Genomic DNA, 13239 nt, shown 5'->3' on the forward strand with positions numbered 1-13239 from the left:
CTGCCATGCGGAGTTGCGTACCAGGGAACCTCATCGCACACCTCCTTGGTTCCGGCGGAACCCCATCTAGGATGCCAGAGCCATGCCAGGAGCTGGGGTATCCTGGCAATTCCTAAGGATGGGGGCCTCAAGGTGTTCGGCAAGATCCAGCACATCCATTTCGTGGGTATCGGCGGCATCGGGATGTCCGGCATCGCGGAGGTGCTCGCCAACCTGGGCCACCGGGTGTCGGGTTCGGACCTGCGGGAGAGCGCCGTCACCCAGCGCCTCCGCGGCCTGGGCATCGAAGTGCACATCGGCCACCGGGCCGAGGCCATCGAAGGCGCCCAGGTCGTGGTGATCTCCTCGGCCGTGAAGGGCGACAACCCCGAGGTGGTGGCCGCCCACGCCCGCAAGGTGCCCGTCATCCCCCGGGGCGAGATGCTGGCGGAACTCATGCGCATGAAGTACGGCGTGGCCGTGGCCGGCTCCCACGGGAAGACCACCACCACCAGCATGGTGGCCCAGGTGCTCAGCCATGGCAGCCTCGACCCCACGATTGTCATCGGGGGCAAGCTGGGCACCATCGGCAGCAACGCCAAGCTGGGCAAGGGCCCCGTCCTGGTGGCTGAGGCCGACGAGAGCGACGGCAGCTTCCTCATGCTGAACCCCACCCTGGCCACCATCACCAACATCGACCGGGAGCACCTGGACCACTACCGGGACCTGGAGGAGATCCAGGAGGCCTTCGTGGCCTTCGCCAACAAGGTGCCCTTCTACGGCTGCGTGTTCCTGTGCATGGACGATCCCAGCGCCGCGGCCGTGCGCCCGCGCCTGAAGCGGCGGGTGTGCACCTATGGCACCCACCCCCAGGTGGACATCCGGGCCCGGGAGATCCGCCAGGAGGGCTTCCACACCCACTTCAAGGTCAGCGCCAACGGCGACGACCTGGGTGCCTTCAGCCTGGGCGTTCCGGGCCACCACATGGTGCTGAACGCCCTGGCGGCCATCGGCATCGCGCTGGAGCTCGAGGTGGACCGCGAGACCATCCGCACCAGCCTGGCCGACTTCACGGGTGCCGACCGGCGCTTCCAGCTCAGGGGCGAAAAGGACGGCGTGCTGGTGGTGGACGACTACGGACACCATCCCACGGAGATCGCGGCCACCCTGGCCGCGGCCCGCGCGGGCTTCCCCGACCGCCGCATCGTGGCCGCCTTCCAGCCCCACCGCTACACCCGCACCAAGGCCCTGCTGGACGAGTTCGGCACGGCCTTCTTCGAGGCGGATTCCGTGGTGGTCACGGACATCTACCCCGCCGGGGAACCGCCCATCCAGGGTGTGGACGGCGCCGCCGTGGTGGAGGCCCTGCGCGCCCACGGCCAGAAGGAGGTCCATCTGGCCGGCCGTGTGGAGGACCTGCCCGACGTCTTGAAGCGCCTCACCCGGAGCGGGGACCTGCTCATCACCTTCGGTGCGGGCTCGATCACCCAGGCTGGGCCCGCGTTCCTGGGACTGGCCTGAGCACCTCATGCAGCGCGCGCTCATTCCCGCCCTCCTCGCCCCGGCCATCGCCCCCGCCGTGGCCCTGGCGGGCCTGCCCCCCGGCCTGCTGCCCGCCGCCGACCACCGCCCCGAGGTGCCCCGGCCGGACATCGGCGCGCGCTACACGGCCCACCACGATCTGCTGGCCTACGTCCGCGCCCTGGCCGCCGCCGCGCCGGACCGCGTGAAGCTCCTCACCCTGAATGTCACCGAGGAGGGGCGGGAGCAGCCCTTCCTGATCATCAGCTCGCCGGAGAACCTGAAGCGCCTGGGTGACCTGCAGGCCCTCAACGCGAAGCTGGCGGACCCCCGGACCTGCGGCGAGGACGAGGCCCGGCGCATCGTGGAGACGAATCCCGCCTTCGTCTGGCTGGGCTACTCGGTCCACGGCTCCGAGGCCTCGGGCGCCGAGGCGGCTCTGGCCGTGGCCTACCACTTCGCCTCCGCCCGCAGCCCCGAGGTGCTGAGGCAGCTGGACCGCGTGGTGCTGCTCCTGGACCTCACGCAGAACCCGGACGGTCTGGCCCGGCACCGGCAGGCCGTGGCGGAGGCCACGACCCCCTTCAGCACCAGCGACCCCGCGGACGCGCAGAACACCCTGCGCTGGCCCGGGGGCCGCTTCAACCACCGCCTCTTCGACCTGAACCGCGACTGGGCCTGGCAGACCCAGGGCGAGTCGCAGGCCAAGGCGGCCGCCTTCCTGCGCTGGAATCCCCAGGTGCTGGCGGACCACCACGAGATGTGGCCCGAGGCCACCTACTACTTCCCGCCCACCATGCAGCCCATCCACGAGGCGCTGCCCCCGACCTTCTCGGGCCGCTGGCAGGTCGCCTTCGGAAAGAGCGTGGCCCGGGCCTTCGATGCCCAGGGCTGGGCCTACTTCAGCCGCGACGTGTTCGACCTCTTCTACCCGGGCTACGGCGACTCCTGGCCCACCTTCCAGGGCGCCGTGGGCATGACCTTCGAGGTGGCCGGCCAGGGCGGGCCTGCCTACCGGCGCCTGGACGGCGAAATCCTCACTCTGGAGGGCCGCATCCGGCGCCACGTGGCCGCCAGCCTCGCCACCGTGGCCACGGCCGCGGCGGAGCGCCGGGCCCTGCTCTGGGACTTCCAGCGGGCCCGCCGGGAGCGCGTGGCCCTGGGCGACCGCGCCGGGGCGTTCCTCCTGGCGGAGGGCGAGGACCCCGGCCGCGCCCGGGCCCTGGCGGACCTGCTGGGGCGCAATGGCATCGAGGTGCTGCGCACCACGGCGGCACTGGGAACCGCCGGGCTGGAACCCATCGGCCTCGCGAAGGCCCCGGGCCTGCCGGCGGGCAGCTACCTGGTGGCCCTGGATCAGCCCCGGGGCGCCCTGGCCCAGGCCCTGCTCGAGGGCGAGGCCCGCATGGGGCCCAAGCCCACCTACGACACCACCGCCTGGAGCCTCCCCCTGGCCTTCCACGTGCCTGCCTGGCGCGCGAAGACGCGGCCCCGGGTCGCCACCACGGCCCCTCTCACCCTGGCTGAAGAGGGCGCGATCCCCGCGGCCGGCTGGGGCTACCTCATCCCGGGGGGGCACGAGGGCGTCGAACGCACCCTGGCCGCCCTTCTCCAGGATGGGTTCAAGGCCCTGGCCCTGGCGGAGGCCGCCACCTTCAAAGGCCAGCGCTTCGCGCCAGGCACGCTGGTCCTGCCCAGGATCCGGAACCTGGAGTCCCTCCAGGGCCGCCTCCAGGTGCTCGCCCGGGAGAACCACCACCCCGTGGTGGCCGTGGACACGGCCCAGATGGACGCCGGACCGGACCTGGGCTCCAACCGCGCCCTGATCCTCCGCTCCCCCCACATCGCCGTGCTCATGGACCGCCCCGCCAACCCCACGGCCTTCGGCGCCCTGGCCCACACCCTCACGGAGGCCGGCCTGCCCTTCGTGCAGCTGCGCGCCGAGCGGCTCGGCGCCACGTCCCTGGCCCGCTTCACGCACGTCATCGTGGTGGATGATGGCGCCCAGGGGAAAGCCTGGCAGCAGGCCCTCGGCGAAGGCGGCGCGGCGAAGCTCAAGGCCTGGGTCACCGAAGGCGGCAGCCTCCTGGCCTTCCAGGGCGGCGCGGCCTACGCCTCCCGGGCGGGCCTCACGCCCACGGGCTACCACCTGCTGGCCAAGGCCGCCGAGGAGGCCCGGCTCAAGGAGAAGGATCCCAAGCGCGAGGCGCCCAAGGCCGATCCCGCCGAGCTGGTGCGCCCCTGGGACAAGCGGGAGGAACAGGCCCTGGAGGAGAGCATCCCAGGCGCCTTCCTGAAGGTCCAGGTGGACGGCAGCCATCCCCTGGCCTGGGGCCTCCATGCCGAGGCCGGCGCCGCGGTGCTGGACGCCAGCGACCCCATCCTGGAACTGAGCGCTGGCGGCGAGAATCCCCTCCACTACGGCAAGGAGGAGCTGAAGGTCTCGGGCCTGGTGCCGAAGGCCATGGAGGCCAAGGTCCAGCAGACGGCCTACGCCCTGCGCGAGAAGCTGGGCCGGGGGGCCGTGATCCTGGTGGCTGGCGATCCCGTCTTCCGCGGCCAGGAGCCCTTCACGCGCCGCCTGCTGTTCAACGCCATCTTCTTCGGGGCCTACCGGCCCGCTCCGGAATGAGGAAGCCCGAATGACGACGCCCCGAGGCCTCCGCTTCACCCTCGCCATCACCGGCGCCTCCGGCTCGGCCTTCGGCGTGGCGGTGCTGCGTCGCCTGGCCGCCAGCCCCGCGGTGGAGGAGGTCGCCCTCCTGCTCTCACCCACGGGGAAGCGCTGCCTGCTGGACGAGACGGGCCTCACCCCCAAGGATCTGGCGGCCCTGCCCAAGGTCGGCCTCCGGGACGAGCGCGACCTGGGTGCCGACATCTCCTCCGGCTCCCACCGCCACGACGGGATGGCCATCGTGCCCTGCAGCGCCGGGGCCCTGGGCCGCATCGCCTCCGGCGTGAGCGAGTCCCTGGTGAGCCGCGCGGCGGACGTCTGCCTCAAGGAGCGGCGCCCGCTGGTGCTCTGCCTGCGCGAGACCCCCCTCAACCGCATCCACCTGGAGAACATGCTGCGCCTCCACGACGCCGGCGCCGTGGTGATGCCCCTCATGCCCAGCTTCTACACCGCCCCGAAGGCCCTCGACGACCTCTACGACACCTTCGCCACGCGGGTGCTGGACCAGCTGGGGCTGCGGGAGGCGGATCCGCGGCGGTGGCGGGAGTAGGGTTTCAGGCTGGAGTCCGGAGACTGGAGTCGTCCTTCAGCCCGCGCTCTCCATCAGCGCGGCCTCGGCGCGCTGGGCGCGGCGGGTGGTCCAGAAGGCCCAGAGGGCTCCGAGCGCACCGGTGGCGGCGCCCACGAGAGCCAGCAGGGCCATGCTTCCGGCTGAGAAGAAGCCCAGACGCGCCAGGTCCACCAGCAGGGGCGAGAGGCCGCCCATGCCCCGGGAGACGGGCAGCCACAGGCCGAAGAGGCCCAGCAGGGCCAGGAAGCTGCCGCCCAGGCCCAGGGCGGCGCCCTCGATCACCAGCGGCGTGCGGATGAAGCTCTCGGAGGCCCCCACCAGGCGCATGATGCTGATCTCCTCCTCGCGGGCCAGGATGCTCATGCGGATGACGTTGCCCGTGGCGAAGCCGGCGGCGATGAGGAGCACAGCGCCCAGGCTGGCCAGGGCGGAACGCAGCATGCGGGCCATGTGCTGGAGCTGCTCCAGCCGCTCCTGATCCGCCAGCACGTCGCCCACGCCGGGCAGGTTCCGCAGGCTCGCGGCCACCTCCACGGCCTTGGCGCCCTCGGCCAGATCCTCCCGGAGGCTCAGCTCCAGGCTCTCGGGCAGGGCATCCTGGCCGGCGCTCTCCAGCAGCAGGCCCGCCTCCCGGGTGGCGGACTGGAAGCGCTGGCGGTTCTCGGCCGCGGTCACCCGGCGCACCTCGCGGAAGCGGGGATCCCGGCGGAGCCGGGCCTCGGCCTCGTCGAGGCTCTTCCCGTCGGCGGCGTAGACCACCACCTTGGCCATGTCCTCCACGCGCCCCACGAACCGGTCCAGGCTTTCCACCAGCATCAGTCCGCCGCCCGCCAGGAGGAGGCCCGAGGCCAGGGTGAGCACGGCCAGCAGGTACTGGCCCCGGTGGCGGAAGAGGTCCCGCAGCACGTCCTGGAGCAGCACTCCCAGCAGGCGGAGCGCGGTCACGAAGCGTTCCCGTCCACGGCCACGCCCTTGAACAGCGAGGTGGCCGGCGAGGCCGTGAGGGTCCTGGCCGCCGTGCCGCCCATGGGCGACTTCCAGAGGAAGATCGTGCCGTAGGCCGTGTCGCCGTTCCCCCGCAGGCCCACCAGCCAGTCCTTGGTGCCGGCATGGGCGATGACGCGGAGGTCCGCCTGGTCCGTGGCGCTGCCCAGGGTGGAGCTCGGCGCCTGGTCGTAGGCCTGGCCGAACATGCCGGTGGTGAAGACCAGGACCGGCGCCGTGGTGGCCCCGGCATCGGTGTTGTGGCGGGCCACGAAGAGGTAGCCGTTGCCCGTGTCCAGGGCGAGGGACCCGTACTTCCCCAGGAGGGTCGCGGGTCCGATGAGGGTGTTGGCGGCGGGGAAGCCCGTGGAGGTCCCCCGGCGGAGGCGGGGCCCGGTGTAGGTCGTCACCGTCCCCACGGTGTCGCCGGACAGCATGAAGGCGTAGACCGCCCCGGCGGAGGCCGCGACGCCCGTCCCGCCGGTATCCCCGCTGGCGGAGAGCGCCTGGAGGGTGATGGAGGCGCTCTGGGGCTGGCTGCTGGCGTTGGCCACCACCCAGATCTGGGTGCCGCTGCTGCTGTTCTCGGTGATGTAGAGGGTGTCGCTCTGGATGTCCAGGCTGGCCTGCCCGAAGGTGGAACCGGAAAGGCGGCCCGTGCTGGACAGGCTGAAGGAGACGACGTCCGAGCTGGCGAGGGCCCCGTTCTGCGAGCGGATGTTGCTCACGCGGACGATGTTCCCGGCGTCGGAGACCAGGTAGAGGTAGCCGTTCTGCCGGTCGAAGCAGAGTCCACCCCAGGCCAGGCTGGCGATCTTGCTCCCGAAGACGGACGAGGTGATCGTCTTGCTGGGGGCCGCGGAGCCGCTGGCGTTGTCGTACAGGGTGCTCAGGTCGCTCCAGACGAAGATCGAGCTGGAGGTGCTGTCATAGGCATAGAGGGCCACGCCGGTGGTGCCTCCGGAGAAGCCGCCATCGGCCTCCTTGCAGCCCACCGCGAGGAGCAGGACCGAGGCGAGGACGCCCGTGAGAATTCGCTGGAGCATGGGGATACCGCCTACTTGGTGGCGAACAGCGACTTGAGGTGGGTGTTCAGGGTGCGCACCATGTCGGCGTCGCAGCCCGCGTCCACCGCCCCGCGGCTGATGGCCAGGGCCAGGTTCTTCACCGCCTCGGGACCGTCGCCGGAGATGATCTGCTGGGTGGCCTTGGCCTGGAGCCGGTTCACCATCTCGTGCTGGGCCTCGGGCAGGACCATCTTGGCCGCCTGGGCGATGCGCTGGGTGAAGTTCATGAGCTTCACCATGCGCTGGGGGTCATCCATGGGAGCGGGCTTGGCCTGCGCATGCGGGGCTCCGGCCACGCCGCCGCCCACCGCCTCCGGCAGGGCCTCGTGAACCTCTGGAAATCCGCCGGGCACCGCCGGAGGAGGGACCGCGGCGGGGACCGGGATCTCCACCTGGACCTGCGGCGCGGCCTGCGCCACGGGTTCGGAGGGTCCCGGAGCATCGATCTTGGGGGGCTTGCCGGACCGGATGCCCTTCAGCACCACGTGGCCCGCCATCACCAGGCCATAGAGGTCCTTGGCGACGGTGAGCACGGGCTTCTGCACGGCCTCGGCCACTTCTGCCACGCTGTACCAGCCCGTGGACAGGGCGAGGATCCGGGCCTCCCGGGGGTTCACCCCATGCGGCGTCTCGCCGGGCAGCAGGGTGGAGGCGGGGTAGAGGTCCACGGAGGGGACCTTCTGGCTGATGACCCGCCACTCGTCCATGCGGCGTCCCAGCTCCATCAGGATGGACGCATTGGGCTTGGTGATCGTGGACGGCACATCGGGCACCAGTTCCTCGAACCGGTAGCTGCCATCGAGCCACAGGGCCACTTCCATGAGGGCCTCGAAGCCCTCGCCCGCGTGCGTGACGGCGTGGATGATCCGGCCATCCTTCAGATAGATGCGGGCGCGGGAGGCCTCCTGCTGCACGTGGAAGCACCCCGACTTCCCGCCCTGGCTCACGAGCTGGATGATGTCGGGCAGCGGCGCCTCACGCATGGAGCCTTGGATCACACCCTGGGACATGGGCTGTTCCTCTCGGAAAATGGAGGCCTATAGGAGATGTTCAACCTTACCACGGAGTGCGCACTTCCCCCCCGGGTCCACCTGCGCGATCCTGATGGGTCTATGAACACCCGCCCCGACTCCCCCTTCGCCTCCATCGAGGAAGCCATCGACACCATCCGGCAGGGCCGCATGGTCGTGGTGGTCGATGACGAGGACCGGGAGAACGAGGGCGACCTCACCCTGGCCGCCGAGCACGTCACGCCCGAGGCCATCGCCTTCATGGCCACCTACGGCCGCGGCCTCATCTGCGCGGCGCTGGAAGGCCCTGTGCTGGACCGGCTCCAGATCCCCCTCATGGTGCGTGACAACACCAGCCCCTTCGAGACGGCCTTCTGCATCTCCGTGGAGGCCCGCGAAGGCACCACCACCGGGATCAGCGCCCAGGACCGGTCCCGCACCATCCAGGCCCTCATCGCCCCGGACGCCAAGCCCCAGCACTTCGTGAAGCCGGGCCACGTCTTCCCCCTGCGGGCCCGCCCCGGCGGCGTGCTCACCCGCACGGGCCAGACCGAGGCCAGCGTGGACCTGGCGCGCCTGGCGGGCCTGAACCCCAGCGGCGTCATCTGCGAGATCATGAAGGACGACGGCACCATGGCCCGGGTGCCCGACCTCGTTCCCTTCTGCCGCCAGCACGGGCTGCCGCTGGTGACCGTGGCGGACCTGGTGGCCTACCGCCTCCGCCAGGAGCCCCTGGTCAAGCCCCTCGAAGTGCGGGCCATGGCCAGCACCTGGGGCGACCTCAAGGTGCACAGCTTCCAGAGCCTGCTGGACGGCGGCCGCCACCTGGCCTTTGTCCTCGGGGATCTGGCCGCTGGCGATCCGCCCCTGGTCCGGGTCCACGTGGAGACCCTGCCGGATGACCTGCACGGCTTCGAGTCGGGCCTCTTCCAGAAGGCCATGGCCGCCCTGGCCAAGGAGGGTCGCGGCGTGCTGGTCTACCTGCGCCGCCACGCCCGCACGCCCGGCGTCGCCGATGAGGGCCACGCCCAGCTCCAGGCCATGAACGACCGGGATTTCGGCGTGGGCGCCCAGATCCTGCGCCAGCTGGGCGTTGGAAAAATGCGCCTCCTCAGCCGCCACGAAACCAAGTACATTGGACTGCGGGGCTTCGGCCTCGACCTCTGTGCGCACGTGCCTCTGGAACCGTCCCTGGAACAGCCCCATACGGATCGGCAGTGATCGACGCCCTCTTCCTGACCCGCTCGCCCCTGTTCCGGAACCTGGACGAGGCGGAGCGCGCCCAGATCCTGATGATCGGCCAGGTGCGCCAGGTCTGCACCGGCGAGCTGATCTTCCGGGAGGGCGATGCGGGGGACGGGTTGTTCGTTGTGCTCAAGGGCTCGGTGCGCATCTCCAAGCGGAGCGCCACCGGCGAGGAGGCCCTGGCTGTGCTGGCGCCCCCGGCCTTCTTCGGGGAGATGGCCCTCATCGACCTCGCGGCCCGGGCGGCGGACGCCATCGCCAACGAGCCCTCCGAGCTGTTCTTCATCCCCCTCCAGGACCTCCGGGACCTGATCGAGGCCCAGCACAAGATCGCCCTCAAGCTCCTCTACGCCCTTTGCGAGGTGCTCGCCCAGCGACTGCGGGAGACCAACGACCGCTACATGGGCATCTTCACCATCGCCCAGTGGGGCGGCGCCAATCCCGGCGGCCCCATTCCTGTACCCTGAACTTGAAAGGAGTTCCCATGTCTGACCTCGTCGCCCACATCACCGACGCCGAATTCCCCCAGGCTGTCGCCCAGGGCGTCACCCTCGTGGATTTCTGGGCCCCCTGGTGCGGCCCCTGCAAGATGATCGCCCCCGTCCTGGACGAGCTGGCCGCCGAGATGAAGGGCCAGGCCAAGTTCGTGAAGATGAACGTGGACGAGAATCCCCAGGTGGCCGGCCAGTTCGGCATCATGAGCATCCCCACCCTCATCGTCTTCAAGGACGGCAAGCCCGTGAACAAGCTCATCGGCGGCCAGCCCAAGCCCCAGCTGAAGGCGTTCGTGGAGAGTGCGTTTTAAGGGGCTATCAGCTATCAGCTCTCAGCTATCAGTAGAAGCGCCGGGGCGACCCGGCGCTTTGCTTTTGGCTGAAAGCCGATAGCTGACGGCTGATAGCCAACAGCTATTTCCTCCTCAGCACCAGCCGCACCTGGTTCCCCTTCTCATTGAAGTGGACCTCGTCCATCACGAGGAGGATGAGGGGCAGGCCGCGGCCGCAGTGGGGGGCCAGCTCCGAATCGGGCTGCGGCGGGGCGAGCTGGGCGGCGTCGAAGCCCCGGCCCTCGTCGCTGATCTCCACCTCGAAGCGCTCGGTGTCCATGGCCAGGCGCACCTCGATCAGCCGCCCCGCGTACTCGGGATCCGCCATCCGCTGCGCGCGGAGGGTGGCATAGGGGTCCTCCACCGCGAAGAGGTCCCCCTTGAGCTGCGAGTCCAGGTCCAGGTTGCCGTGCTCCAGCGCGTTCACCAGGGCCTCGTGGATGGCCATGGCGATGACGTCGATGTTGCTGGAGGAGGCGAAGCCCATGGGCACCAGCCGGTCCGTGAGATGGTGCATGAGGCTCGGGATGTCCAGCTCATCGGACCGGAAGAGGAAGTGCCGTCGCTCGTTGACCAGGCCCCGCAAGCCGTCGTCCGCCTTGCGGAGCTCCCGGTGCAGGTCCACGAGGTGGAACACGCTCTGCACCAGGTCGCGCAGGGCGATGGGCTTCATGAAGAGGTTGGAGGCGCCGAACCGCATGGCCTGGATGGCGTAGTCCACGGAGGCCTGGCCCGTCATGAGCACCACCGGCAGGTGGGGGTGGCTGGCCTTCACCTTGTGGACCACGTCGAACCCGTCCATCCCCTCCATGTTGATGTCGCTGATGACCAGGTCGAATGCCGGGGCGTGGGCGTTCTGGAGCAGCTCCACGGCCTGGGCCGCGTCGGAGTAGGCATGGACTTCCATGCCGTAGTGGGCCAGGGCCGACTGGACCATCTCGAGCACGGCCGGGTCGTCATCGATGAGGAGGATGTGCGTCCCGCGGCGGATCATGGAGGCTCCGTGTCGTCAGGATACTAGGGCCGGACTGCCGGGAATGGGCAGATGGGGCGTCAGCAGGGCCAGGGTGCGCTCCAAGGTACCCCCCAGAGCTTCGGGCAGCGGAACGGGCCCCCTGGAGCGCCGCGGCGCGGCGGCCAGGGCCTCGCCCAGGACCGCGCCCAGTTCCGCTGGCGCCACCACCCGGAGCAGGCCCGCCTCCCGGAGGGGGGGAACCAGGTCATCGAAATTGGCGAAGCCGGGCCCCAGCAGGACCGGCACGCCGAGCCGCGCCGCTTCCAGCGGGTTGTGCCCGCCCTCCGCGGCCCAGCCCCCGGCCACCAGGGCCACGGTGCCCTCGCCGTAGGCGGCGGCGAGTTCCCCCAACGTATCCAGGAGCAGCACGTCGATCGGAGACCAGGCCGGGGCCTGCGGCCATCCGCCGGAGGCGCGCCGGAAGGAGAGGCCCCGGCCCGCCAGCAGCTCCGCCACGCCGTCGAAGCGCCGGGGTTGGCGCGGCGCCAGGATGAGGCGGAGGCCCGGGATCCGCGCCCGGGCGGTCCGCCAGGCCTCCAGCACCAAGTCCTCCTCGCCCGCCACCGTGTTGCCGGCCACCACCACAGGGAAGGCCGACCAGGCCTCGCGCAGGGCCGCCCAGCCCGCGTGCAGGGGCCTGGGCGGGGGCAGGTCCGCCTTGAGGTTGCCACCCAGCTGCACGTTCGGCGCCCCCAGCTGATGGAAGGCCTCGAGGCTGGCCTCATCCCGCGCAGCCACCAGGCTGAGGCGCGAGGCCGCCCGCCGCAGCCATGGGCCGCCCCGCTGGAGCGATTTCGCTGTGAGCCGGCCGTTCACCACGAGGCGCGGGATGCCGCGGACCTCCAGCTCCTGGAGCAGCCCGGGCCACAGCTCGGTCTCCAGGGCGATGAAGGCGCCGGGTGCGCTGCGGAGGAAGGGCTCCAGGCCCGCGGGATCGTCCAGGGGGAAGGCGCCGCCGCTGACGCAGCCCGTGCCCGCATCCCAGCCGGGCAGGCGCTTCGCCAGGAGTTCAAGCCCCGCGGGCGTGCCCGTGCTCAGGTGGACGCGATGGCCGGCCTCGCGGAGCCGTGCCACCAGGCCATCCGCCAGCAGCAGCTCGCCCACGCTCACGGCGTGCAGCCAGATCCACCGGCCCGCGGGCAGGTCCGGCGCCTCCGCCTCCAGGCGCAGCCGCCAGCCTCCCGGCAGGCCGCGGGAGCAGGCGCGGGCCACCGCCCCGACCAGGGAGACGGCCACGCGGTAGCTCAGATCCAGGGCATCCACGGCTCCACGCTCTCACATTTCGGCGCCGGACGGCATCATGGAAGGATGTCCGAACCCGCCCCCCTGGAAGTCCTCATCGTCACCGGCCCCCTGGGCGCCGGAAAGACCACCGCTGTGAACCGCCTGCTGAAGGCGGAGGTGGCGGCCGGGCGTCGCGTGGCGGTACTCATCAACGAGTTCGGCGCCGTGAGCGTGGACGGCACCCTGGTGGATGCCGAACGGCCCGAGCTGGCGGGCGTGGAGAACCTGGTGAACGGCTGCGTCTGCTGCAGCCTCCGCAACGATGTGGTCGCCACCCTCCAGGCCTGGTGCGACCAGCCGGACGGAACGCGGCCCCAGCGCGTCGTGCTGGAGACCACGGGCCTGGCCGACCCCACGGACCTGCTGGATCTGGAGGGGGAACCCGCCCTGGCCGGGCGCCTGCGCCTGGCAGGCCTCCTCACGGTGATCTCCAGCCTGGCGCCCGTGGATCACCTGAAGACCAGGCCCCTGCTCCACCGGCAGGCGGCCCTGGCCAGCCTCATCCACCTCAGCAAGGCGGATCTCGACCCCTCCGCCGCCGTGGCCTGGGAGGGCGAGCTGCGCGCGGCCTTCAAGCACATCCCCCTCGTCGCCACGCGCCACGGGAACGCTCCCGAGGGCAGCCCCGATCCCTGGCGTGGCGACCTGCGGCCGGCGCCGGAGGGTTGGGCGCCCACGGAGGGGCCCAGCTTCGCCGAGGCCCGGTCACTCACGCTGCACTGGGACCACCCCATCGATCCCGCGGCCCTGGAGGCCCTCCTGCTGGCCCAGCCCGAGGCGGGCGAGCTGCTGCGCGCCAAGGGCGTCTGCGCCTTCGCGGGCTGGGCGGCCCGCAACGATGGCAGCGACCGCTGGGCCTTCCAGCTGGCGGACGGGCGCCTGGAGATCTCGCCCCTGCCCCTCCTCGCCGATGGCACGGCCGCCGAATGCGCCGCCGTGGTCATCGGCACCGGTCTGGATGCCGCCCCGTGGAAGAAGGCCCTGCGCGGCCTCGAGCGGGCGCCGGCCGGCGCGCGGCGCAAGGCCTTTCTCTAGCTCGGACCCACCGATCGCCGGATCCGCG

Annotated in this window: 12 protein-coding genes; 7 read left to right on the forward strand and 5 right to left on the reverse strand. The window is 71.3% G+C overall.

Going from position 1 to position 13239, the window contains the following annotated elements; genetic code table 11:
- The first annotated feature begins 132 nt into the window (after nucleotides 1-132).
- From murC to G398_RS0103800, 3 genes are read left to right on the forward strand one after another with little or no spacing between them, the layout of a single operon-like run.
- Complete coding sequence (gene murC, locus G398_RS0103790; protein WP_026852602.1) at nucleotides 133-1500, forward strand: UDP-N-acetylmuramate--L-alanine ligase; 1368 nt, start codon at nucleotides 133-135, stop codon at nucleotides 1498-1500.
- A gap of 7 nt (nucleotides 1501-1507) precedes the next feature.
- Nucleotides 1508-4132, forward strand: coding sequence for a M14 family zinc carboxypeptidase (locus tag G398_RS0103795; protein WP_026852603.1), 2625 nt, complete (start codon nucleotides 1508-1510; stop codon nucleotides 4130-4132).
- A 10-nt stretch (nucleotides 4133-4142) separates the two neighbouring features.
- Complete coding sequence (locus G398_RS0103800; protein ID WP_026852604.1) at nucleotides 4143-4724, forward strand: UbiX family flavin prenyltransferase; 582 nt, start codon at nucleotides 4143-4145, stop codon at nucleotides 4722-4724.
- A 36-nt stretch (nucleotides 4725-4760) separates the two neighbouring features.
- Here G398_RS0103800 and G398_RS0103805 read toward each other — a convergent pair whose 3' ends face one another.
- Genes G398_RS0103805 through G398_RS0103815 form a run of 3 tightly spaced genes read right to left on the reverse strand, consistent with a single transcriptional unit; the run spans nucleotide 4761 to nucleotide 7806 of the window.
- Nucleotides 4761-5690, reverse strand: coding sequence for a cell division protein FtsX (locus G398_RS0103805; protein WP_026852605.1), 930 nt, complete (start codon nucleotides 5688-5690; stop codon nucleotides 4761-4763).
- The gene (locus G398_RS0103810) at nucleotides 5687-6775 is read right to left on the reverse strand and encodes a hypothetical protein (protein ID WP_026852606.1); all 1089 of its coding nucleotides are present in this window, start codon (nucleotides 6773-6775) and stop codon (nucleotides 5687-5689) included. The genes G398_RS0103805 and G398_RS0103810 overlap by 4 nt, the downstream gene beginning before the upstream one ends.
- A gap of 11 nt (nucleotides 6776-6786) precedes the next feature.
- Entirely contained in the window at nucleotides 6787-7806 is a 1020-nt protein-coding gene (locus tag G398_RS0103815) for a DUF4388 domain-containing protein (protein WP_026852607.1), read from the reverse strand.
- 102 nt (nucleotides 7807-7908) lie between these two features.
- Here G398_RS0103815 and ribB point away from each other — a divergent pair, with 102 nt between their 5' ends.
- Genes ribB through trxA form a run of 3 tightly spaced genes read left to right on the forward strand, consistent with a single transcriptional unit; the run spans nucleotide 7909 to nucleotide 9856 of the window.
- Complete coding sequence (ribB, locus tag G398_RS0103820; RefSeq protein WP_026852608.1) at nucleotides 7909-9027, forward strand: 3,4-dihydroxy-2-butanone-4-phosphate synthase; 1119 nt, start codon at nucleotides 7909-7911, stop codon at nucleotides 9025-9027.
- Nucleotides 9024-9518 carry a Crp/Fnr family transcriptional regulator gene (locus G398_RS16065; RefSeq protein ID WP_052571366.1) on the forward strand — a complete coding sequence of 165 codons (495 nt, stop codon included), beginning with the start codon at nucleotides 9024-9026 and terminating at the stop codon, nucleotides 9516-9518. The genes ribB and G398_RS16065 overlap by 4 nt, the downstream gene beginning before the upstream one ends.
- 17 nt (nucleotides 9519-9535) lie before the next feature.
- On the forward strand, nucleotides 9536-9856 hold the full coding sequence (gene trxA / locus G398_RS0103830; RefSeq protein WP_043483480.1) for a thioredoxin: 321 nt from the start codon (nucleotides 9536-9538) through the stop codon (nucleotides 9854-9856).
- A 103-nt stretch (nucleotides 9857-9959) separates the two neighbouring features.
- On the opposite strand, the gene G398_RS0103835 is transcribed toward trxA, so the two are convergent.
- Both G398_RS0103835 and G398_RS16070 read right to left on the reverse strand, forming a co-directional pair.
- Nucleotides 9960-10871 carry an ATP-binding response regulator gene (locus G398_RS0103835; RefSeq protein ID WP_026852610.1) on the reverse strand — a complete coding sequence of 304 codons (912 nt, stop codon included), beginning with the start codon at nucleotides 10869-10871 and terminating at the stop codon, nucleotides 9960-9962.
- A 15-nt stretch (nucleotides 10872-10886) separates the two neighbouring features.
- Nucleotides 10887-12155 (reverse strand): 3-deoxy-D-manno-octulosonic acid transferase, encoded by a 1269-nt coding sequence (locus G398_RS16070; protein ID WP_052571368.1) that lies wholly within the window; start codon nucleotides 12153-12155, stop codon nucleotides 10887-10889.
- Nucleotides 12156-12200: 45 nt separating this feature from the next.
- Here G398_RS16070 and G398_RS19255 point away from each other — a divergent pair, with 45 nt between their 5' ends.
- On the forward strand, nucleotides 12201-13211 hold the full coding sequence (locus G398_RS19255) for a CobW family GTP-binding protein (RefSeq protein WP_052571370.1): 1011 nt from the start codon (nucleotides 12201-12203) through the stop codon (nucleotides 13209-13211).
- Nucleotides 13212-13239 lie beyond the last annotated feature (28 nt).

Origin of the sequence: Geothrix fermentans DSM 14018, from assembly GCF_000428885.1 — a bacterium.
GTDB lineage: Bacteria > Acidobacteriota > Holophagae > Holophagales > Holophagaceae > Geothrix > Geothrix fermentans.

What these genes read in the sequence shown, in the direction of transcription:
- G398_RS0103800 (WP_026852604.1), top strand. Translation starts at nt 4,143, where the DNA reads ATGACGACGCCCCGAGGCCTCCGCTTCACCCTCGCCATCACCGGCGCC.
- G398_RS0103815 (WP_026852607.1), bottom strand. Translation starts at nt 7,806, where the DNA reads ATGTCCCAGGGTGTGATCCAAGGCTCCATGCGTGAGGCGCCGCTGCCC.
- ribB (WP_026852608.1), top strand. Translation starts at nt 7,909, where the DNA reads ATGAACACCCGCCCCGACTCCCCCTTCGCCTCCATCGAGGAAGCCATC.
- G398_RS0103810 (WP_026852606.1), bottom strand. Translation starts at nt 6,775, where the DNA reads ATGCTCCAGCGAATTCTCACGGGCGTCCTCGCCTCGGTCCTGCTCCTC.
- G398_RS19255 (WP_052571370.1), top strand. Translation starts at nt 12,201, where the DNA reads ATGTCCGAACCCGCCCCCCTGGAAGTCCTCATCGTCACCGGCCCCCTG.
- G398_RS0103795 (WP_026852603.1), top strand. Translation starts at nt 1,508, where the DNA reads ATGCAGCGCGCGCTCATTCCCGCCCTCCTCGCCCCGGCCATCGCCCCC.
- G398_RS0103835 (WP_026852610.1), bottom strand. Translation starts at nt 10,871, where the DNA reads ATGATCCGCCGCGGGACGCACATCCTCCTCATCGATGACGACCCGGCC.
- trxA (WP_043483480.1), top strand. Translation starts at nt 9,536, where the DNA reads ATGTCTGACCTCGTCGCCCACATCACCGACGCCGAATTCCCCCAGGCT.